Origin of the sequence: Ruegeria sp., from assembly GCF_965199275.1 — a bacterium.
In the GTDB taxonomy this organism is placed as follows: Bacteria; Pseudomonadota; Alphaproteobacteria; order Rhodobacterales; family Rhodobacteraceae; genus Ruegeria.
Window position 1 is genome coordinate 62,975 of sequence record NZ_CBDAQX010000009.1, and the last position, 20,197, is coordinate 83,171.

Consider the following 20,197-nt stretch of genomic DNA (forward strand, 5'->3'; position numbering starts at 1 on the left):
TCGATTGCCCGGCAGGCACATCCACAGGATGCTACCGAGAGGGGGCTGCATAGCTCGTCGTGACCTCGACTGCCCGCACTTCACGCGTTTCCTCGTAGATCCCTATACGAATCTTGCGCCAGATGCAGCGCTTGGTGCCGCCATGCTCGCGCCTTCTCCAACGCCAGAAAAAGACAAAAGACCAATCGGCGACTGTCACGAGTGTTCGGTAGTTTGCGAGCAGCGGGTCTTTTCGCCCAGCTTCTTTCCTATGCACAAATTTTGCTAGAAATTTTGTGAATTCCCCAGGGAACGAAAACGCATCTTAGCTGTGAGTGGCAGGTGTTTTCTGCATATTTTTCCTATCGCTCAGCCAACTCAATTTTTCAATTCTCCCTGCTTTGCCCAGAAACCGAGGGATTCAGTATTTTACCGCAGAGGCCGGTATAAACTTTGAATTGTGAAAAGATAAACAAGGCGGGGTTTTGAAAGTGCAGACGCTTTCGCTGGCCTCAATGTGACACTGCGAGCTTTAAAACAATCTGAACCGAGGCGTTTATCGAAGGGACTCGATGATCCGCCTGGATTGAGATGCACCGGTGAAAAATGGGGCTAGAAACAAATTCTCTTCTTCTTATGCGTGAAATGTGCAAAGTTTTAAGAACGATCAAGAATTAATCAAATTGAACATGACATAGGTCAATTTTTGGCCTGCGACAGTTCGATAAAGAGTTTGGTAAGTCTCGAGATCAACAGCGGACCGCAAGCCTATGAATAAGCTAGCCAGCCGCCGTGCCTTTCTGCGTGGCGCTCCGCTGCGCGAAGACCGGACAGCAATCATTCCGCCCGGCGCGGATCAGGACCACTTTTTTGAGTTGTGCGTCCAGTGCAATGATTGCATCTCGGCTTGCCCCGAACACATCATCACCTTTGATCGGCAGGGCTGGCCAGTTGTCAGCCTTGAAGCCTCGCCCTGCACGTTCTGCGGCGCCTGCGCCGAGGCCTGTACAACCGGTGCACTGAAACCCGAAAACCTGAGTGATTGGCCGTGGCGGGCCCATGTCACAGCAGGATGTCTTTCGATGAATGGCGTGAGCTGCCGTGTGTGTCAGGACGTCTGCGACAGCAACGCGATCGGTTTCAAACTGTTACTTGGGGGGCGGTCGGAACCAGCCGTTGACCAAGAGGCCTGCACCGGTTGTGGTGCCTGCGCCAGCGCGTGCCCAGCGAATACAATCCGATTTGAGCGCCACGAAATACTCCCCCAGGAGAGCTTGCAATGAACATCTGCGGATGCCTTGTCCATGTCGCCCCCGACGTCGCGCAAACCGCCCAGGAGGCGATGCTAGGGTTTGACGGTGTCGAAATCCATGCCACTGCCGAAGATGGCCGTGTTGTCGTCGTGGTCGAGGACACGCCCGAAAAGCTGGCCTCCGAGACGATCATGGATCTGCACCAGATCCCGGGCGTGATCTCTCTGACCCTGACCTATCACCATTTCGAAGACCTCGCGGAGACCCGTCCGCATCTTAATGCTTCCTGCCAGACCTGAAACCGGAGACCCATGCCATGGCCATCTCTGAATCCCGCCGGACCTTCCTGAAATCAACTGCTGCCGCCGCTACCGCTTCGGCGGCTGGTCTTCCGCTGGCCACAGGCGCAGCGCAGGCGCAAGTCGGCACGTCTGACATTCGTTGGGACAAGGCGGCGTGCCGGTTCTGCGGCACGGGTTGCTCGGTTCTGGTCGGCACCAAGGAAGGTCGCGTGGTGGCCACTCAGGGTGACCCGGACGCGCCTGTGAACCGCGGCCTGAACTGTATCAAAGGCTACTTCCTGTCCAAGATCATGTACGGCAAGGACCGTCTGACCACGCCTTTGCTGCGCAAGACCAATGGCGAATACGACAAGAACGGTGAATTCGAACCTGTCAGCTGGGACGAAGCCTTCGACGTCATGGCCGAGAAATGGAAAGAGGCACTGGCCAAGAAGGGCCCGACCAGCGTTGGCATGTTCGGTTCTGGCCAATGGACCGTCTGGGAAGGCTATGCGGCTGCCAAGATGATGAAGGCCGGGTTCCGCTCGAACAACATCGACCCCAACGCGCGGCATTGCATGGCATCGGCCGTTGTGGGCTTTATGCGCACCTTCGGCATTGACGAGCCGATGGGTTGCTATGACGACTTTGAGCACGCTGACACCTTCGTTTTGTGGGGCTCGAACATGGCGGAGATGCACCCGATCCTGTGGTCGCGCCTCACCGACACGCGCCTGACCAAACCGGGTTCCGAGGTGCATGTGCTGTCCACTTTCGAACATCGCTCGTTCGAGCTGGCCGACAATGGGATGGTGTTCGCACCTCAGACCGATCTGGCGATCCTGAACTACATCGCCAATTACATCATCCAGAACGGCGCGGTGAACGAAGACTTCGTCAAGAACCACGTCAACATCACCAAAACCGTCACCGATATCGGTTACGGCCTGCGCGACAACCATCCACTGCAGGAAGCAGCCGAGAACCCAAATGGCGGCAAGATGGAACCGATCAGCTTTGAGGAATATGCCGAGGCGGTTTCGAAATACACGCTGGAATACACGTCCGAGCTGTCGGGCGTACCTGCCGATCAGCTGGAGCGTCTGGCCCAGCAATATGCCGACCCCAACCGTAAGGTCATGAGCCTGTGGACCATGGGCTTTAACCAACACACACGTGGGTCTTGGGTGAACTCACTGATGTATAATGTGCACCTGCTGGTCGGGAAGATCTCAGAGCCGGGCAACTCGCCGTTCTCGCTGACCGGCCAGCCGTCGGCCTGTGGCACTGCACGTGAGGTTGGCACCTTCGCCCACCGTCTGCCCGCCGACATGGTGGTGACGAACGACAAACATCGTGAGATTTGCGAAACCGCATGGAACATTCCCGCTGGCACCATCCCGGACAAACCCGGATTCCACGCTGTTCTGCAGCACCGCAAACTGAAGGATGGTGACCTGAACGCCTATTGGGTGCAGTGCAACAACAACATGCAGGCCGCGCCCAATATCAACGAAGAAGGCTTTCCCGGCTACCGCAACCCGGAAAACTTTATCACCGTGTCCGACCCCTACCCGACGGTCACAGCCGTGTCTGCCGACCTGATCCTGCCCACCGCCATGTGGGTCGAAAAGGAAGGCGCCTATGGCAATGCCGAGCGTCGCACCCAGTTCTGGCGGCAACAGGTGCAAGCGCCGGGTGAGGCGAAATCGGACCTCTGGCAGTTAATGGAATTCTCCAAACGCTTCACCGTCGAAGAGGTTTGGGGCGAAGAACTGCTGGCCACCATGCCCGAGCATCGCGGCAAGACCATGTACGACGTGCTCTATGCCAACGGCAAGATCGACCAGTTCCCGCTGTCTGAGACGGCCGAAGGCTTCCACAACGACGATGCGGAACATTTCGGTTACTATGTCCAGAAAGGTCTGTTCGAAGAATATGCCGATTTCGGGCGCGGTCATGCGCACGATCTGGCACCCTTCGAGATGTACCACGAGGCGCGCGGTATGCGATGGCCGGTCGTGGACGGCAAGGAAACGCTCTATCGTTTCCGCGAAGGCTATGACCCCTACGTGCCCGAAGGCGCGGGCGTGAAGTTCTATGGTAAGCCCGATGGCAAGGCTAGCATCATCTTTGCCCCCTACGAACCCGCCGCCGAAGAGCCCGATGAAGAATTTGATCTGTGGCTGTCCACGGGCCGCGTGCTGGAGCACTGGCACTCGGGCTCGATGACTCGCCGGGTTCCGGAGCTGCACCGCGCCTATCCAAACGCGGTTGTCTACATGCACCCACAGGACGCCGAAGATCGGGGTCTGCGCCGTGGACAAGAGATCGTTCTGTCCACCCGCCGCGGCGAGGTCACCAGCCGGGTCGAGACTCGTGGGCGCAACAAGGTGCCGCGCGGTCTGGTCTTCATGCCCTGGTTCGATGAGCATCAGCTGACCAACAAGTTGACGCTGGACGCAACCTGCCCGCTCTCGAAAGAGACCGACTTCAAGAAATGCGCCTGCAAGGTCGAGCGCGCTTAACCGGGAAGGATCGCAAAGGTTGTCCCCATGTCCCTGACCGGTACTCCTCTCTCGCCGCAACGGCGCCGCTTCCTGCAGGATACCGCGCGCGCGGCAGGTGGCTGCGTAGTCGCCGGGTCATTGCTGGCCTGGTTGGCGCGCGACGCCCGCGCGCTCCCGGCGGAAGCCTTGCGCCCGCCTGGCGCATTGTCGGAGAAAGAGTTCCTGGCAGCCTGTATTCGCTGCGGTCTCTGCGTGCGGGACTGCCCTTACGATACCCTGAAACTGGCTGAGCTTGGGGTCGATGCCGTTGCAACCGGTACGCCCTATTTCACCGCCCGCGATGTGCCGTGTGAGATGTGCGATGACATCCCCTGTGTCGCCGCTTGTCCCACCGGCGCGCTGGACCCGGGTTTGGACAATATCGATGATGCCAACATGGGCGTTGCGGTTCTGGTCGATCAGGAAAACTGCCTGAACTTCCTCGGTCTGCGCTGCGATGTCTGTTACCGCGTCTGCCCCGTTATTGACGAGGCGATAACACTGGAAACCGCGCACAACGCGCGTTCAGGCCACCATGCGATGTTCATTCCCACCGTCCATGCCGACCGCTGCACCGGCTGCGGTATGTGCGAGAAAAGCTGTGTTCTACCCGAAGCTGCGATCAAAGTACTGCCCGCCCGATTGGCGCGCGGCAGCAGCGCGGACCACTATCGCAAGGGCTGGGAAAAAAAAGAAAGCCACGGCGGTCCGCTTGTGGACGGATTGATCGACCTACCCGACCGCCTGCCGGGGCCGGGTACTGACAATCTGGCCGCACCGGGCGGCTTTGCGCCCTCCTATAACCTACCGGGGGCAGGCCAATGAGCGCGAACACTCATGTTTCCGTTGGTCGGGAGGCTATTGAGGCCAAAGGCTGGATCGGTGCGCATAGATTCCTACTGCTGCGTCGGACAAGCCAACTGTTCTTTTTAGCGCTCTTTCTGCTGGGGCCTTGGTTCGGCATCTGGATCGTTCAGGGGACGTTGGCGGGGTCGCTGACCCTTGGCGTTTTGCCCCTAACCGATCCCTTTGTGCTGCTGCAAAGCTTTGTGGCCGGGCACTGGCCGGAACTGACCGCCCTTATTGGCGGGATCATCGTTCTTGTCGCCTATGCGCTGATCGGCGGGCGCGTCTATTGTTCGTGGGTCTGTCCGATCAACCCGGTGACTGATGCCGCCAACTGGTTGCACCGCAAGCTGGACCTGCCCAAAGGCTGGCAACCCAAACGCACCACCCGTCTGTGGATACTGGCGACGGTCCTGATCGTCTCGGGCCTGACTGGCGTCATCGCGTGGGAGTTGGTCAATCCGATCACCATGCTGCATCGCGGACTGATTTTCGGCGCGGGCTTTGTCTGGGCGCTGATCGCTGCGATCTTCATCTTTGATCTGGTCGTCGCCCGTCACGATTGGTGTGGCCATATCTGCCCGGTCGGCGCCTTCTATGGCCTGATCGGCCGTAAAAGCCTGCTGCGTGTCAGCGCCTCCAACCGGACGGCGTGCAATGACTGCATGGATTGCTACGCCGTCTGCCCGGAGAACCAGGTCATCTCGCCAGCGTTGAAAGGCAAACCGGATGCGACGCCGCTGATCCTGTCGCCTGATTGCTCGAATTGCGGCCGCTGCATCGATGTATGTGCCGTGGATGTCTTCAAATTTACTCACCGGTTCGACGACCAAGTCGTCGCACCTTTCGATCCCGTTCCCGCGTCCGATGCGGGCACGGCTAGACCAATCTAAGGGAGTGCACAGATGAACAAGCCAATCCTGACAGGCGTCGCCGCCCTGATCCCAGTCGTACTCCTCAGCGGGTTCGCCCTTGCGCAATCCGCCCAGGTTGAGACCCTGCGAGGCGGCGAAGTGGATGAAACGGTCCCGCTGGATCGCGTTCACAAAACGATGGAAGGACGCATTGTCCGGAACTACCGGCAGCAGCCGCCGCTGATCCCGCATTCGATCGAACAATACCAGATCGACACGCGGACCAACCAGTGCCTTTCCTGCCATGACTGGACAGTTGCGGGCGAACGCAACGCGCCCACCTTGTCGATGACCCACTATCTCGATCGCGACGGCAATGAGTTGGATCACATCGCAGGGACCAGGTATTTCTGCAACCAGTGTCACGTGCCGCAGGTAAATGCGCCTACCTTGGTCGATAACCTGTTTGAACCATCCCACAGCAACTAATCCAACGTATGATTGAAAGGAGATGGGATGAATGTGCTGTGAACGGTCAAAATTCCTGATTCTGTTATTCCTGACTTCCGACCTTTTTGTTGATCTGACTGGGTTTTTGGTTTGTTTTCAGGTGTGGTTGCTCAGAGGCGCGTTGTAGTGCCCCATTATTATAAAAAGTATTGACATGGGCCTTCAGATGGCTAACCTCTTCGCCCATGTTCATCCGCACCAAACATGACGCAAAGCTCAACCGCACACGGATCCAGATCGTTGAATCCGTCCGCACCGGCTCCAAGGTACGCCAGAAGATCCTGCGCCATGTGGGTGTGGCCCATAACGACAGCGAGATTGAGGATATCAAGCGTCTGGCGGGCCGCTTGATGGAGCAATTACGCATTGATCGCTCGCCGCAAATGGAACTGTTCACGCCCACGGAATATGCCGATCTGCAGGCGCTGGTGCGCCGCGCTCCGCGGCCGGACAAGCTTGGCGTTGATCTTGCCGAGTGCCGTGAGGAGGCGCGGGTCTCTCTGGGTCTGCGGGATGTCATGGGGACGATGTATGACCAACTGGGTTGGGGGGCCCTTCTGGGGGCGGCGCGTAAAAGTGCCAATCGCATTGTGAAAGAGCTGGTTATGGCGCGGATCGCACAGCCCGAGAGCAAGCGCGCGACCGTGGAGGCGTTGGAGAACCAGGCAGGCATCACGCTCAATCTGGACGTGGTCTATCGGAGCATGGATTACATCAATACGCCGGTGATAGACGGGATTTGCAAAACCTCTCACGCGGCGGCAGAGAAGTTGCTGGGCGGGCCAGTGACCGTGCTGTTCTACGATTGCACGACCCTGGCCTTTGACACCGAGCGCGAGGACCCGGCCGAGGATGCGGACGGGGTCGAGCAGGATCATCTTCTGGCCAAGGGCTTCAGCAAGGATGGCAAGCATCACCGCGCTCAGGTCATGCTGGCGCTGATCGTCACCTCCGATGGGCTGCCTGTGGGCTATGAACTCTTCCCGGGAAACACCTGGGAAGGTCATACGCTGGAAGCTGCGCTGAAGGCGTTGGAGGGACGCTTCGACGTGGCCAGGGTCACGTTCGTGGCCGATGCCGCCATGCTCAGCAAGGACAACCAGCAGATGTTGCAGAACAAGGGTCTGCCCTACATCCTCGGCTATCGCATGAAGTCCGCCCCGGCCGCCGTGAAGGCGAACATTTTGAGCCCGGAGGGACGCCAGCCTTGGGCTGGACACGGTTCTGAAGAGGCAACCGAGAAGGGCTGGTACAAGGTGATCGACCAGGAGGGAGCGCGGGTCATTGTGACCTGGTCACCCACCCGGGCACGCAATGATGCCCACAAGCGCGACAAGGCAATCGAAAAGCTGCACAAGAAGCTCAAGCGCTCTCGCAAACCCGGCAGCTTCAGCAGCCGGGGATATGGCCGCTTCCTGGCCTTCCCCGACAGCGGGGACGTCACGCTGGATGATGCAAAGATCAAGGCAGCGGCACAATGGGACGGGCTGCATGCCATTGTTGTTCATGGTGCGGACGAACTGGAGGCACAGGACGTCATTGCCCGCTATCACCAGTTGTGGGAGATCGAAGCCTGCTTCCGCACCAACAAGCACGATCTGAAAATCCGGCCCATCTATCACTGGTCGCCGCGTCGGGTCCGGGCCCATATCGCCATCTGCTACATGGCCTTCTGCTGCCTGCAGCACCTGCGCAAGCATCTGGACCTGCTCGGACACCCGATGAGCCCGGCTCGTATCCGCAACGAGTTGAACGCATTGCAGCTCTCGATCCTGCGCCACAAAGGCACCCCTGACCGCTACGGCATGCCAAGCCATGCCACGGTCGATGCCAGACGCATCCTCACCTGCGTCGGCCTGACCTGGAACGAAGCCCCTTTCAAGATACCCCCCGGGCGCACCCGAAAAACTGGCCAGACCAAAGCCTGAGCTCCCTCAACACTCCGAAACAATCGCTGGCGAAAAAAGTCCGTGTAGTGCCTTTTGGCAACCAAGGCATAATAATATCAATGACTTATACGAAAAAATGTCGGAAGTCAGGGGAGATGGGATGAATGTGCTGTGAACGGTCAAAATTCCTGATTCTGTTATTGAGTTGGGAGAGGCGGATAGGTTTCAGGATGTATGAGCAATCTAGGGCGTTTGACCCTGTAAAGGAGATTACCCTTCACCTGTTTCCGAACGACCATCCTGAGGCGTGGGCTGTTGCCCTGACCTCGAATAGGAGTTTGGTTTGGCCGTTCACGCCCCATCCGGGGTTCCGCCTCCCAACGATGGGAGTATAGCACATGGCCTTTATTGGTGTCGATTTACATACGAATTCCTTCACGATCTGCCGCATTGGTGGGGATGGCTCAGAGGCGTTTGAGACGTTTCAACTCGCGGCGGCTGATCTTGAGCGGTTCTGCCTGAGCGTGGATGCGGAGGATGAAGTGGCGGTAGAAGCGACCGGCAACTCGGCATGGTTCTGCCGAGAAATTCGCCCCTGCGTGGGCCGGATCGTCGTGGTGAACCCACGCCAGTTCCAGGTGATCCGCAAATCGGTGAAGAAAACCGACCGCAACGATGCGCGCGCTCTGGCGACGTTCCTGTCTAAAGACATGCTCCCCGAGACACGCCTGAAACGTGCAGGTGAAACCGAACTGGCCTCTCTGGCACAGACTCGAGACATGTTGGTGAAATCGCGTACCAGGGTACTCAACAAGATCCATGGCATGTTCAATCGGCACGGGATCAAACTCAAGAAGGCGGGTTTCTCGGACAAACGGTTGCGCGCTTTGGAGATTGAACGCTTCAGCGACGTCGAACGGATCGAACTGACGGAGCTGCGGGATCAGGCGTTGCAGTTGAGTGCCGCGATCCGCAGGCTGGATAAGGCGCTGGAAGAGACCGCTGCAGCGCTTGATGGGTTTGAGGAAATCACCTCAATCAAGGGCATTGGAGCGCGGGCCGCTGCGATTTTCCTGTCCGGGATTGGCGATGTGAACGACTTTGCCACCGCCGACAAACTGGCCGCTTATGTGGGGATCGTGCCGCGTGTTGCCGCCTCAAACGGCGTTGAAATACACGGCAGGATTACGAAGCAGGGCAACAAGCTGGTGCGTACGACGCTGGTGCAATGCACGCTCAGCGCCATCCGATATTCCGGCTATCTCAACACGTTCTACCGCCGCATCAAGGAGCGGCGCGGGTCGGGAAAAGCCATCATCGCCACCGCTCGAAAGCTCCTGACCATCATCTACAACACATTGAAAAACAATTGGATATTCGAGGACTTCCCAGCCTTCAAGATCAAAAATACCAGACAAACCGCTGGACAAACATCATAGGAGCACCAAGATGGCAGACTCTCCTGAAAAACGCGGCTGGATCGGTCGCTTGTGGAACGCGTTCTGGACTCCGGCTGTTCTGTTCAGTTCGGGGTTTTTGATCTTGGCCGGTTTTCTTGGGGGTATCCTGTTCTGGGGTGGCTTTCACTGGACGCTTGAACTGACCAATACCGAAGAGTTCTGCGTGTCCTGCCATACGATGGAAACCAACCTGGGTGAATACCGCGAGACGATCCACTACAACAACCACTCGGGCGTGCGCGCGATTTGTTCGGATTGTCACGTGCCGGATGAGTGGAACCACAAGATCAAAGCCAAGATCATGGCCGTGAAAGATGTCTATCACGAGCTCGCAGGCACAATCAGCACCCCCGAGAAATACGAGGATCACCGTCTGGCAATGGCCTCGGCCGTTTGGAAGAAGATGAAAGAGTCTGATAGCCGCGAATGCCGGAACTGTCACAACTTCGACTATATGGACTTTACCTTGCAGGAAACACGCGCCGCCAGCGAGCACCAGCGTGCGATTGACACCGGGATGACCTGTATCGACTGCCACCAGGGCATCGCTCACAGCCTGCCGCCGGGATATCTTGAGACCTATCAGGACATAGCCGAAGCGGTTGACGGCAAACCGCTGCATAAACAGGCGGCGGTGTCTGGCAATGACATCCGGTCCTTCCTCAACACCAGCGCCGATTAAGAAGGGGGCAGAGATGTTAGATATACTTGGGACAATCGGTGGAAACATCCTCAGCCTGCCCGGCATCCTTGGGTTGGCGCTGGGAATGATGACCAGACAAATTTGGCTTGGCGCGGCGCTGGGCGGACTTGTCGGCGTGTTCGAAACACTGGTCTTTGCCGGTTTTCAATTTGCGCAAATCGAAGCTCTTGAGCTCGTGATTGCTATTCTGGTTGGCGTATGTGCGGGCGGTCTAGGGAGCCTTATCCGAATAAAAGGAACGCAAGTCAGGCCATAGAGTCAGGATGCATTGATTTTCGATGCGTTGCATCATGCACGTCTTGGAACACGGAGCGATGGCATGAGCGATCTGATCCGGCGGAGCGACGAGCAGATGGCCAAGCTTTCCCATTTCTTCCCGAAGTCGCACGGCAGGCCACGGGTCGATGATGAACGAGTGCTGAGCAAGATTTTCTTCATCAATCGTAGTGGAACACGATAGCGAGCCGCGCACGAGGTCTAAGGTCCGCACAAGACGCTCTACAGTCGATGGAAACGTAGGAGCGAGGAAAGCACTTTACTCGAATGATGGTCGGCCCAGCTGCCGAACATGGCGAGGAATTGACAATGGTGATCCCCTTTCGGGACATCGCTGCGCAATGCACCGCCAGGCGGAGATTTGAGATCCTGTTTGGTAGGTTCAGAGATTGGATACGCGTGGCGACACGTTATGATCGCCACCAAAGTCTTCCTTTCTGCAATCGCGCTCGCAGCGACAGTCATTTTTAGGATTTGCTTCCTGACCCTTGGTGTTAGGTCACAGGTTTTGATGCTGGACTCTGCGCCATGTACTTAAAGTGGAAGGCCGCCTTGCGGCTCTTAGGGTTTTGGCGTTTCAGCTATTCCGGGTTCCACACGCTCTGAGAGTTGCACCTCTTGTTCGTCCTAACTTAAAGATAGTGGTGAAACCGGATCAGCGATGGGCGTAACAATTGAAAGACAAGACCCAAGACTTGCGTACGGCTAATCAGGGCGGAACGTCCGCTGTTCAACTGCGTTTGCAAGATGCGGACATGAAGCTTTTGCAGGTGTTTGCCCATGTCGTCGAGGCCGGAGGGCTTTCCCCCGCGCAATATGGGCTGAACATGAGCTTGTCTGCCGTCAGCGCCGCAATCTCGAACCTGGAAACGCGGCTGGGCTTTCGCCTGTGTGACCGCGGACGCGGTGGGTTTCAGCTGACCGAAGGGGGGCATCTTGTGTATCAGGAACTCCGCTCGCTCAGCGTTGCGATCGGGTCCTTCAACAGGTCGGTTCAGGCCTATACGAGCGACATGCAGGGTCAATTCAACATTGCGATGGACGATGCGATTCTGACCAATCTCTCCTGCCCGATCTACAAGGTGATCCAAAGGTTCGCCGCGCAAGCGCCGGAGATTTCGCTGAACATCACCATCATGAGCGCCCCTCAAATGGAGCGCGCCTTGCTGAACAATGAACTCAACATCGCCATCGGGCCATTTCAGGAATTGTCCCCCTCGCTGCGCGCCGAAACAGTCTATGTCGAACAGCAGCTGTTGTGCTGCGGCCGGTTAAATCCGATCTATGATCTGTATGACCCAGACGAAATCGAAAAGGCAGTGACCAAAGCGCGGTATTCCAAACGCAGCTTTGATGATCGCGACCGACACCAGGCACCTGGGCCTTTCACCAGCACTGCAACTGCGGCCACAATGGAGGCGATGCTAGCGATGGTCCTTAGCGGCCTTTACCTCGGCTACCTGCCCCGTCACGCCTGCGAGCCATGGATAGAGCGAGGTGAGCTGAAATCAGTTCTACCGCAGGTCTTTGCCTATGACACCGATATTCAGCTGGTCTCCCGCAAGGGCCACGGGGACAAACGCGTAGATCTGTTTCTGGCCGCGCTGGCGGAAACTCAAACCTGAACGCCGTCACTTTTGCACCGCCATAAGTTCACTTCAGAAAAAACGGATTTTCTCGCATCCGATTTCTGACATGGTGTCCCGATGGCATTGAACGAAACGGCAGGACCCCTGACATGACGACCCCCGACAACAATGTCTCGCTGCAAGAGATCATGCGCACCGCGCAGCGGATCGCGCCCATCGTGCGTAAGACACCCCTGGCGTTTTCTGAGGCCCTGTCGGAGCGCGCGGGTTTTGAAATCTGGCTGAAGCTGGAGAACCTGCAAACCACAGGCAGCTTCAAACTAAGGGGAGCCTCAAACCGCATTCTGCAACTGACCGCCGAGGAACGCGCGCGTGGGATCATTGCCGTGTCCAGCGGCAATCACGGCAGGGCCGTCGCCTATCTGTCCAAACGTCTGGGGATCACGGCTCGTGTGGTTGTCTGCTCGCTCTGTCCCGAAAACAAACGTCAGGCGATGCGCGACCTTGGGGCCGAGGTGATCGTGCATGGCGACACGCAGGACGAGGCGCAGGATCACGCGGATCGGCTGATGGAGCAGCACGGCTATACCTGGGCAGATCCGTTTGACGATCTGAATGTGATCGCGGGGCAAGGCACGATCGCACTCGAGGCGCTGACCGACTTGCCCGATGCGGACATGATCATCGCGCCCTTGTCCGGTGGCGGTCTTTTGTCTGGCATTGCGCTGGCCACCAAGTCGATCTCACCCAAGATCTCCGTTGTCGGGTCGTCGATGGAGGTCGAACCGGGCATGGTGCGCAGTCTTGAGGCGGGCAAACCGGTTCATGTCGAGGAATTCCCAAGCCTCGCCAGCAGCATCACGGGGGCAATCGGCCTGCGCAATCGCTATACCTTCCCGATCATTCGCGACTTCATGGATCGTGCCGTTCTCATCCCCGAGAACGCGCTGGTGCCCGAAATGGCCCGGTTTGCCGATACTGAGGGGATGATCGTCGAGGGCGGCTCGATCACCGCGGTGATCGCAGCGCTCAGCCCCGAAGTTCGTGAAATGGCCCCCAATCGCGCCATCGTCGTCATCAGTGGCCGCAACATAGGCTTGCCGACTTTCCTGTCGGTGCTCAAAGACACCGGGGCCTGACCCCCACGTGGATGAAAGGGCATTTCCTGCCAGCATCCCGCCCACTAAGACACACCGGGGATTGCCCCACACCGAAAGACCAAGGACTCCGTCATGACCGACACCTCCAAATCCGCAATCGTGCTAAACGCCTCAGACGTTGCCGCTCTTTTGCCCTCAGTTGACGCGCTGGCCGCGATGCGCGCTCTGTTTACCGAGCTTGGGCGCGGGCAAGCCGTGCAACCGTCGCAAACCCTGACGCTGTTCCCCGAAGACAAGGGCGATTTCATCACCTATCTGGGGGCAAGCACCGGGGCCGATCTGTTTGGCGCCAAACTCTCGCCCTATCTGGTGCGCCCCGGTAAGCCCGTGATCACCGCTTGGACAGTTCTCATGTCGATGGAAACCGGCCAGCCCTTGATGCTGTGCGACTCCGGTGAACTGACGACCGAACGCACCGCGGCCACAACCGCTTTGGCCGTCGACCACCTCGCCCGCCCCGAGGCAAAGATTCTGTCGATCATCGGCTCCGGAAAGGTGGCGCAAGCGCATCTGAAACATGTGCTGGCCCTGCGCGACTGGGGCGTCATTCGCGTCTGTTCCCCCAACCTTGCGCAAAACGCAGAGTTGGCAGGGCAGTGGCAGGCGACAGATAGCCGTGTCCAACTGGCTGACAGCGCGGAAGCCGCCGGTCAGGGAGCGGATGTCGTCATGCTCTGCACCTCGTCCGGTACGCCCGTGTTCGACACCGCGTCAGTGGCCGCTGGAACATTGGTCACTTCGATCAGCACCAATGTCGCCAACGCGCATGAGGTCGACCCGGCTTTCCTGACAACAGCCGAGGTCTATTGCGACTATCGCGCCACCACGCCCGGTTCAGCCGGAGAGATGAAATTGGCGGCCGAGGCCGGTTGGCAACCGGGCAGCATTCGCGGTGATCTGGCCGAATTGCAGGTTGAGGCCTGCAGGAGGCCGTCTGGCGACAAACCCGTCTTCTTCCGCTCAATCGGGTTGGGGCTAGAGGACATCTTCATGGCCCGCGCCGTCTATGACGCGGCTTCGGCCTAACTGAGAGCAGGAGGAGAGACCCATGGATATCAGACCTTTCGGCGTCGAAATGTGGATGAATGAGTATGAGACGAAATGCGAGCTCAACCTTGCGGAAACCTGCGTGGAATCCATCACTCTAGGTGAGCTGTTCGAGATGGCCGGCCAGCACAACAGCATCCTGAACGACCTGTCGGCGATGAAGATGACCTATGGCGCGATCGAAGGCTCGGACCGGTTGCGCGGTGCGATTTGCGGCCTGTACGAAAACCAGACACCCGAGAATATCCTGACCACCCATGGCACCATCGGGGCGAATTCTCTGGTGCATCAGACCCTCATCGCCCGCGGGGATCACGTGATTTCGGTGATCCCGACCTATCAGCAGCACTACTCGATCCCCGAAAGCATCGGCGCCGAGATCGAGTTGCTGCACCTGAAGCCCGAAAACGCGTTCCTGCCCGATCTGGATGAGCTGCGCGCCATGATCCGCCCCGACACGCGAATGATCGCGATCAACAACCCCAACAACCCAACGGGCGCGTTGATGGACCGCCAAATGCTGGAACAGATCGTCGAGATCGCGCGCAGCGTCGGTGCGTGGCTGCTGTGTGATGAGGTCTATCGCGGCACCGATCAGACCGGGGATGGCTTCACCGCGGCGGTCGCTGATCTTTACGAAAAGGGGATCAGCACAGCGGGGATGTCCAAAGCCTATTCTCTGGCCGGTCTGCGCGTTGGCTGGATCGCGGGGCCCAAGGATATGCTGCATGACGTAATGATCCACCGTGATTACAACACCATCTCGGTCGGTCAGGTCGATGAGCTTTTGGCCGCTATGGCGCTGGAAAACCGCGACAAAATTCTGGATCGCGCGCAGCGGATCACCCGTGAGAACCTGCAGATCGTCGAAAACTGGATCGCGCAGGAGCCTCTGATCTCGTGGGTCAAGCCAAAGTCCGGCACCACCGCCTTGCTGAAATACGACCTGCCCATGTCCTCGCGTGAGCTGTGCGTGACGTTGCTGAAAGAAGACGGCGTGATGCTGACCCCCGGCAGCGCCATGGACATGGAGGGCTGGCTGCGTCTGGGCTACACCAATCCCACGGCGGATCTGGTAGCGGGTCTCGGGAAATTCTCGGGCTTTCTGACCCGCCACAGCGCCGCCTGAGAGGGGCACAGATGATCCAGCTGGACAAGGCGCAGATTCAGGATCGGTTCGATTTTTCAAGGGCCGTTGATGCGATCCGCGCGGCCTATATCGCTGTCGCGCAGGGGCGGGTTCAGACCCCGCCCGTCACCTATCTGGGCTTCCCCGAGGCCGCAGGGGATTGTCACGTCAAATCCGGCCATATTGAGGGGGACGACATCTTCGTCAACAAGATGGCGACCGGGTTTACGACAATCCCTCCAAAGGCTTGCCCAGTTCGAACGGTATGAACCTTGTCTTTTCAACCAAAACCGGCGCGCCGGTGGCGTTTCTGCAGGACGAAGGCTGGCTGACCGATATCCGCACCGGTATCGGCGGAGCATTGGCAACGCAGGCGCTTGCGGTTGAAGGGTTTGAGAACGTGCTGATCATCGGCACCGGCTTGCAGGCCCGTCATCAGGCGCAGTGCCTGCAACAGCTGATCGCGGATCGCCGTCTGTCCTTCCATATCTGGGGGCGGTCCCCGGATCAGGCTAAGGCGACAGCCGAAGACCTGATCGCAATGGGGCTAAGGGCTGAACGCGCCGATGACCTGCCCTCGGCCTGCAAGACGGCGCAAGCCATCATCACGACAACACCTGCGCAGAGCTTTCTGATCGCAAACGACTGGGTACAACCCGGCACACATATCTCGGCCATTGGCGCCGACTGCCCCGGCAAACAGGAGCTTGAGGCCGATCTGGTCGCCCGCGCCGATCTGCTGGTCTGCGATTCACCGGATCAATGTCTGGATCACGGAGAGTTCCAGACCCTTGCCAAGACTGGCCGCCTGACCGAGGCCGATGTCACCAAATTCGGGAACATTCTGTCTGAAGCGCATCCCGGTCGGCATTCGGCTGATCAGATCACCATCGCGGATCTGACCGGGCTAGCGGCTCAGGACATTGCGATCTCAAGCGCTTTACAGATAGAAACCGGACAACTGGGCTAGTCAGCTTAGTCAAGGATCGCAACGGGCTGACCCAAGACTTCGGTATCGGGGGTCACCCCAAGCCCAACCCCTTCGGGTGGGGCAATACGGCCGTTTTCGCGCACGGGCCCATCCGGCGCAAGGCGGGGTCCGACATAGTGGCTGAGGTCACAGGTATTCATGATCCCGCGCGCCGGGGTCGAGGCCGCCAAATGCAACAGCGCAGCGGTAGTGATGTCACTGCCCCAGGTATCCTCGATACACATCTGCGTACCCTCGGTCAGACACAGGTCGCGGATCTGACGCATAGCGGACAGGCCGCTCATCTTGGACAGTTTCAACGCAACGGCCTGCATACAACCCAACTGATGCGCCTGAATGACCGAGGCAATATCTAAGGCGTTCTCGTCAATCTTCATCGGCAGATCGGTTGAGCGCTGCACGTGGGCGCATTCTTCCAGCGTCGCGCAGGGTTGTTCCAGCATCACATCCAGATGGGCCGCCGCACGCCCCACGCGGATCGCGGTCAACGCATCGCTGCCGCAGTTCCAATCGCCATAGACCAGCGGGCCGGGGCCGACGGCCTCACGCACTTTGGCCAGGCGTTCGACATCCGTTTGCCAGTCTGCATCTGCGCCCAGCTTGACCTGAAACTGGCGCATACCTTTGTCATGCGCGTCGCGCGCCATCCGGGCCATCTCATCCGGCGCGACGCACGTGATCGAGTGATAGAGCGGCATATCCTTGACCTGCCGCCCACCCAACAGTTTGTGCAAAGGCAGACCGGCAACCTGCGCCGTCAGATCCCAAAGCGCCGTATCAATGGCCGATTTCGCATAGCCGTGGCCTGGAAGGTATGAGTTCAACTTCTCCATCAAAGCCTCGGGCCCAACGGGATCGGCGCCGATCAGGACCGGCGCCAACTCGGTCACGGCCGGAACGACACCCTTGGAATAGGCCGGCAGGTAGTGAGGGATCGGGCAGACCTCCCCCCAGCCGTGCAAGCCTGTATCCGTATCAAGCCGCAGAACCACGGAAGTCGTGGTATCGCAGGTTTTCCCATCCGCCATGTAATAGGTTTCATGGCTGGTCAGAGGGACTTCCCAAACGGCAATGCGGGTGATCTTCAACTTAGACTTCCTTTTGGCACAGAGCTTGTTGAAAGGGCAGGTGCGCGCGCCCTGCCCCCTTCGTATTTATGCCGGAACAGCGGCTGGAGCGTCCGTTCTGGGACGCTCGGACTTCGGATCATAGGCCGCTTCACCAAGGACACGCCCCTTGCGCGGGCTGCCGGCGATCACGACCTCAACCTCGGTGCCCGGGACATTCACATGTGGCTTGACGAAAGCAAAGGCGAGGATCTTGCCGACGCTATGACCATAGGCAACCGAAGCCGTCGCGCCTACGACCTCGCCGTCGATGCGAATTGCCTCACCCCCATGACCATCTTCGATGCCGTCCGGCTCGATTTCCAGATAAGCGCAGATCCAAGGCATTTGCCCGGCTTGGGCCTGTGCGGCGCTGGCGCGGGTGGCTTTAACCCCCAGATACTCTTTGTCCAGCTTGAAGAATCGGCCCACGTTCGCCTCGGGCAAAGTGACCTCATTGGTCAGTTCACCAGCGCCAGGGAAGGCTTTCTCCATCCGCAAGCTGTTCATCGCGAACGAGCCGTAGTTCTCGATCCCGAATGCCTCACCCGCGGCCCAGAGCGCGTTGTAGACGTCAACGCAAGCTTCATCCGGCATGTGGAATTCCCAGCCCAATTCACCCGCATACGACATGCGGAAGGCCCAAACCTTGTGCCCGGCGACAGTGATTTCCTGTGCGGACAGCCACCGGAAACCGGCATTGGACAGGTCGGCATTGGTGCATTTGGCCAGCACCTCGCGGGATTTTGGCCCGTTCAGGGACAAAGCCGACCAATCTTCGGAGAGCGTTTTGACGGAGACGGTCTCTCCCGCGAGGTTCTGGTTCAGGTGATCGACAAGGCGTTGCTCGAAGAACGCGGCGCAGACAAGATAGTAGCGATCTTCGGTCATGCGCACGATCGTGGTCTCAAGCTCGATCCGCCCTCTGCGGTTTAAAAAGTGCGTCAGCGTGATCGAGCCGTCTTTCTGAGGCATCTTGTTCGCGGTCAGGCGATCCAGCAGCGCATAGGCATCCGGCCCCGAGAGCTCAACCTTGGTGAAGGCGGTCACGTCCATGATCCCCACGCGCTCACGCACGGCCTGACATTCCAGCGCAACCATCTCGAAGACTTCGTTGCGGCGGAACGAGTAGTGGTCGCGCTGCTCCACGCCATTGCGAGCGAACCAACGGGGACGCTCGTGGCCGAAGACTTCCTCATAAACCGCGCCTTTGTCCTTGAGGATCTCATATAGCGGAGACGGTTTGATCGGACGCCCCTCAAGACGATTGAAATGCGGAAAGGGGATCTCATGGCGCAGTTTGTAGTCCTCATGCGCCTTGACGACTTGCCAGTCTTTCTTGGCGTAGCTGCCAAAGCGGCGCGGGTCATAGTCGCGCATGTTGATATCGGCGGCCCCGTGAACCATCCATTTTGCCAGTTCGCGGGTCAGACCAGGTCCCCATCCGATCCCGATCTGGGTACCGCAGCAGCACCAGTAGTTCTTGACGCCCGGTGCCGGGCCAACCATCGGGTTGCCATCGGGCGGGTGGCTGATTGCGCCGTGCACCTCACGTGTGATGCCCAGTTCGGCAAAGATCGGCATCCGCTCCAGCGAATTCTCAAGCCATGGCATCACGCGGTCATAGTCAGCCTCAAACAGCCAGTTCTCGTATTCCCAAGGACATTCATCATGCCACACTGAATTCGAGTTTTCTTTCTCATAGATCCCGATCAGGCCCTTCTTCTGCTCCATCCGGATATAGCCCGAGACCATCTTGTCATCGCGGATCACCGGCAGTTCCGTGTCCAGATCCTGAAATTCAGGCACGTTCTCGGTGACAAAATAGTGGTGTGTCATCGAGGTCATGGGCAGCTGCAGATCGGACCATTCGCCCATCTGCCGCGCATAGGTGCCACCCGCGTTGACGACATGTTCGCAGGTGATCGTGCCCTGTTCGGTCTCGACCACCCATTCGCCTGCATCGTTCCGCGTGATGTTGGTCGCGCGGCAGTGGCGGAAGATCTTCACACCTTTCTGCCGCGCACCCGCCGCCATGGCCATAGTCACGTTCGAAGGGTCAACATGGCCATCATCGGGCGTATACAGCGCGCCTAGGACTCCATCGAGATTGTAGAACGGGTGCTTTTCGGCAATGAACTCGGGCCCTACCAGCTCAATATTGAAGCCAAGGGCGCGACCGACGGACAACGTGTGGCGCAGCCAGTCCATCTCATCCTCGGTATAGGCCAGCCGGAACGAGCCGCAACCGTGCCACGTGACAGCCTGACCGGTCTCTTCTTCCAGCGTTTTCGAATAGAGGCCGATATTGTAGTCGACCATCTTGCCCAGCCCATAAGAGCTTGTGGAATGAGTAATCTGGCCCGCCGCATGCCAGGTCGAGCCGCTGGTCAGCTCGGCCTTTTCCAGCAGGATGGTCTCCTCCCCCCATCCTTCGTGGCCAAGGTGGTAGGCTAGGCCGCAGCCCATGACCCCGCCGCCAACAATGACGACCTTTGCGCGTTCGGGCAGTTCTTTCTTGGACATCGCAGGATTCCTGTTCCAGAGTCGCAGATTTCTGTGGATTTGATAATCA

The 20,197-nt window shown here is 58.6% G+C and carries 19 protein-coding genes and 3 pseudogenes; 18 read left to right on the top strand and 4 right to left on the bottom strand.

Features of this window, described 5'->3' with window-relative positions; translation table 11 throughout:
• Positions 1-52: 52 nt before the first annotated feature.
• Positions 53-160, bottom strand: a pseudogene (locus ACOERD_RS06070) (IS5/IS1182 family transposase); the annotation flags it as partial.
• A 589-nt stretch (positions 161-749) separates the two neighbouring features.
• On the opposite strand from ACOERD_RS06070, the gene napF reads away from it, so the two are divergent.
• The 6 genes from napF to ACOERD_RS06100 are packed head-to-tail and all read left to right on the top strand — an operon-like array spanning position 750 to position 6,251.
• Positions 750-1,262 (top strand): ferredoxin-type protein NapF, encoded by a 513-nt coding sequence (napF, locus tag ACOERD_RS06075; protein ID WP_419738388.1) that lies wholly within the window; start codon positions 750-752, stop codon positions 1,260-1,262.
• Positions 1,259-1,531: a chaperone NapD gene (locus ACOERD_RS06080; protein WP_170641165.1), complete on the top strand. Its 273-nt coding sequence runs from the start codon at positions 1,259-1,261 to the stop codon at positions 1,529-1,531. The genes napF and ACOERD_RS06080 overlap by 4 nt, the downstream gene beginning before the upstream one ends.
• 17 nt (positions 1,532-1,548) lie before the next feature.
• Positions 1,549-4,041 (top strand): nitrate reductase catalytic subunit NapA, encoded by a 2,493-nt coding sequence (napA, locus tag ACOERD_RS06085; RefSeq protein WP_419738389.1) that lies wholly within the window; start codon positions 1,549-1,551, stop codon positions 4,039-4,041.
• A 27-nt stretch (positions 4,042-4,068) separates the two neighbouring features.
• Positions 4,069-4,887, top strand: a complete 819-nt coding sequence (gene napG / locus ACOERD_RS06090; protein WP_419738390.1) for a ferredoxin-type protein NapG — start codon at positions 4,069-4,071, stop codon at positions 4,885-4,887.
• Positions 4,884-5,801, top strand: a complete 918-nt coding sequence (napH, locus tag ACOERD_RS06095) for a quinol dehydrogenase ferredoxin subunit NapH (RefSeq protein ID WP_419738391.1) — start codon at positions 4,884-4,886, stop codon at positions 5,799-5,801. Before napG ends, napH begins: the two co-directional genes overlap by 4 nt.
• Before the next feature lie 12 nt (positions 5,802-5,813).
• A complete protein-coding gene (locus ACOERD_RS06100) occupies positions 5,814-6,251 on the top strand; it encodes a nitrate reductase cytochrome c-type subunit (RefSeq protein WP_419738392.1) in 438 nt (145 codons plus the stop codon).
• A 64-nt stretch (positions 6,252-6,315) separates the two neighbouring features.
• Here the strand turns inward: ACOERD_RS06100 and ACOERD_RS06105 are convergent, their stop codons facing one another.
• Complete coding sequence (locus ACOERD_RS06105) at positions 6,316-6,465, bottom strand: hypothetical protein (protein WP_419737963.1); 150 nt, start codon at positions 6,463-6,465, stop codon at positions 6,316-6,318.
• Here ACOERD_RS06105 and ACOERD_RS06110 point away from each other — a divergent pair.
• The 12 genes and pseudogenes from ACOERD_RS06110 (at position 6,458) to ACOERD_RS06165 (ending at position 16,495) form a co-directional block, all read left to right on the top strand.
• The gene (locus tag ACOERD_RS06110) at positions 6,458-8,200 is read left to right on the top strand and encodes an IS1634 family transposase (protein WP_419737624.1); all 1,743 of its coding nucleotides are present in this window, start codon (positions 6,458-6,460) and stop codon (positions 8,198-8,200) included. The genes ACOERD_RS06105 and ACOERD_RS06110 overlap by 8 nt on opposite strands.
• 359 nt (positions 8,201-8,559) lie before the next feature.
• Positions 8,560-9,600 (top strand): IS110 family transposase, encoded by a 1,041-nt coding sequence (locus tag ACOERD_RS06115; RefSeq protein WP_419738393.1) that lies wholly within the window; start codon positions 8,560-8,562, stop codon positions 9,598-9,600.
• 10 nt (positions 9,601-9,610) lie between these two features.
• On the top strand, positions 9,611-10,303 hold the full coding sequence (locus ACOERD_RS06120; RefSeq protein WP_419738394.1) for a NapC/NirT family cytochrome c: 693 nt from the start codon (positions 9,611-9,613) through the stop codon (positions 10,301-10,303).
• A 13-nt stretch (positions 10,304-10,316) separates the two neighbouring features.
• Positions 10,317-10,580 carry a hypothetical protein gene (locus ACOERD_RS06125; RefSeq protein ID WP_170472389.1) on the top strand — a complete coding sequence of 88 codons (264 nt, stop codon included), beginning with the start codon at positions 10,317-10,319 and terminating at the stop codon, positions 10,578-10,580.
• Between the two features lie 63 nt (positions 10,581-10,643).
• Positions 10,644-10,781 (top strand): annotated as a pseudogene (locus tag ACOERD_RS06130) (transposase); the annotation flags it as partial.
• 170 nt (positions 10,782-10,951) lie between these two features.
• Positions 10,952-11,069: pseudogene (locus tag ACOERD_RS06135) on the top strand (IS5/IS1182 family transposase); the annotation flags it as partial.
• A gap of 205 nt (positions 11,070-11,274) precedes the next feature.
• The gene (locus ACOERD_RS06140) at positions 11,275-12,225 is read left to right on the top strand and encodes a LysR family transcriptional regulator (RefSeq protein ID WP_419738395.1); all 951 of its coding nucleotides are present in this window, start codon (positions 11,275-11,277) and stop codon (positions 12,223-12,225) included.
• Between the two features lie 113 nt (positions 12,226-12,338).
• The gene (locus tag ACOERD_RS06145) at positions 12,339-13,328 is read left to right on the top strand and encodes a pyridoxal-phosphate dependent enzyme (protein ID WP_419738396.1); all 990 of its coding nucleotides are present in this window, start codon (positions 12,339-12,341) and stop codon (positions 13,326-13,328) included.
• Positions 13,329-13,421: 93 nt separating this feature from the next.
• The gene (locus tag ACOERD_RS06150) at positions 13,422-14,375 is read left to right on the top strand and encodes an ornithine cyclodeaminase family protein (protein WP_419738397.1); all 954 of its coding nucleotides are present in this window, start codon (positions 13,422-13,424) and stop codon (positions 14,373-14,375) included.
• Between the two features lie 22 nt (positions 14,376-14,397).
• Complete coding sequence (locus ACOERD_RS06155; RefSeq protein WP_419738398.1) at positions 14,398-15,525, top strand: aminotransferase; 1,128 nt, start codon at positions 14,398-14,400, stop codon at positions 15,523-15,525.
• 11 nt (positions 15,526-15,536) lie between these two features.
• The gene (locus ACOERD_RS06160) at positions 15,537-15,794 is read left to right on the top strand and encodes a hypothetical protein (RefSeq protein WP_419738399.1); all 258 of its coding nucleotides are present in this window, start codon (positions 15,537-15,539) and stop codon (positions 15,792-15,794) included.
• Positions 15,791-16,495 carry an ornithine cyclodeaminase family protein gene (locus ACOERD_RS06165; protein WP_419738400.1) on the top strand — a complete coding sequence of 235 codons (705 nt, stop codon included), beginning with the start codon at positions 15,791-15,793 and terminating at the stop codon, positions 16,493-16,495. The genes ACOERD_RS06160 and ACOERD_RS06165 overlap by 4 nt, the downstream gene beginning before the upstream one ends.
• A 5-nt stretch (positions 16,496-16,500) precedes the next feature.
• On the opposite strand, the gene ACOERD_RS06170 is transcribed toward ACOERD_RS06165, so the two are convergent.
• Positions 16,501-17,604, bottom strand: a complete 1,104-nt coding sequence (locus ACOERD_RS06170; RefSeq protein WP_419738401.1) for a mandelate racemase/muconate lactonizing enzyme family protein — start codon at positions 17,602-17,604, stop codon at positions 16,501-16,503.
• A 66-nt stretch (positions 17,605-17,670) separates the two neighbouring features.
• Positions 17,671-20,148: an FAD-dependent oxidoreductase gene (locus tag ACOERD_RS06175; RefSeq protein WP_419738402.1), complete on the bottom strand. Its 2,478-nt coding sequence runs from the start codon at positions 20,146-20,148 to the stop codon at positions 17,671-17,673.
• Positions 20,149-20,197: the final 49 nt, after the last annotated feature.

Bases quoted from the DNA above. Each gene is read 5' to 3' on its own strand.
- napF (WP_419738388.1), top strand. From the start codon at position 750: ATGAATAAGCTAGCCAGCCGCCGTGCCTTTCTGCGTGGCGCTCCGCTG.
- ACOERD_RS06080 (WP_170641165.1), top strand. From the start codon at position 1,259: ATGAACATCTGCGGATGCCTTGTCCATGTCGCCCCCGACGTCGCGCAA.
- napA (WP_419738389.1), top strand. From the start codon at position 1,549: ATGGCCATCTCTGAATCCCGCCGGACCTTCCTGAAATCAACTGCTGCC.
- napG (WP_419738390.1), top strand. From the start codon at position 4,069: ATGTCCCTGACCGGTACTCCTCTCTCGCCGCAACGGCGCCGCTTCCTG.
- napH (WP_419738391.1), top strand. From the start codon at position 4,884: ATGAGCGCGAACACTCATGTTTCCGTTGGTCGGGAGGCTATTGAGGCC.
- ACOERD_RS06100 (WP_419738392.1), top strand. From the start codon at position 5,814: ATGAACAAGCCAATCCTGACAGGCGTCGCCGCCCTGATCCCAGTCGTA.
- ACOERD_RS06110 (WP_419737624.1), top strand. From the start codon at position 6,458: ATGTTCATCCGCACCAAACATGACGCAAAGCTCAACCGCACACGGATC.
- ACOERD_RS06105 (WP_419737963.1), bottom strand. From the start codon at position 6,465: ATGAACATGGGCGAAGAGGTTAGCCATCTGAAGGCCCATGTCAATACT.
- ACOERD_RS06115 (WP_419738393.1), top strand. From the start codon at position 8,560: ATGGCCTTTATTGGTGTCGATTTACATACGAATTCCTTCACGATCTGC.
- ACOERD_RS06120 (WP_419738394.1), top strand. From the start codon at position 9,611: ATGGCAGACTCTCCTGAAAAACGCGGCTGGATCGGTCGCTTGTGGAAC.
- ACOERD_RS06125 (WP_170472389.1), top strand. From the start codon at position 10,317: ATGTTAGATATACTTGGGACAATCGGTGGAAACATCCTCAGCCTGCCC.
- ACOERD_RS06145 (WP_419738396.1), top strand. From the start codon at position 12,339: ATGACGACCCCCGACAACAATGTCTCGCTGCAAGAGATCATGCGCACC.
- ACOERD_RS06150 (WP_419738397.1), top strand. From the start codon at position 13,422: ATGACCGACACCTCCAAATCCGCAATCGTGCTAAACGCCTCAGACGTT.
- ACOERD_RS06155 (WP_419738398.1), top strand. From the start codon at position 14,398: ATGGATATCAGACCTTTCGGCGTCGAAATGTGGATGAATGAGTATGAG.
- ACOERD_RS06160 (WP_419738399.1), top strand. From the start codon at position 15,537: ATGATCCAGCTGGACAAGGCGCAGATTCAGGATCGGTTCGATTTTTCA.
- ACOERD_RS06165 (WP_419738400.1), top strand. From the start codon at position 15,791: ATGAACCTTGTCTTTTCAACCAAAACCGGCGCGCCGGTGGCGTTTCTG.
- ACOERD_RS06175 (WP_419738402.1), bottom strand. From the start codon at position 20,148: ATGTCCAAGAAAGAACTGCCCGAACGCGCAAAGGTCGTCATTGTTGGC.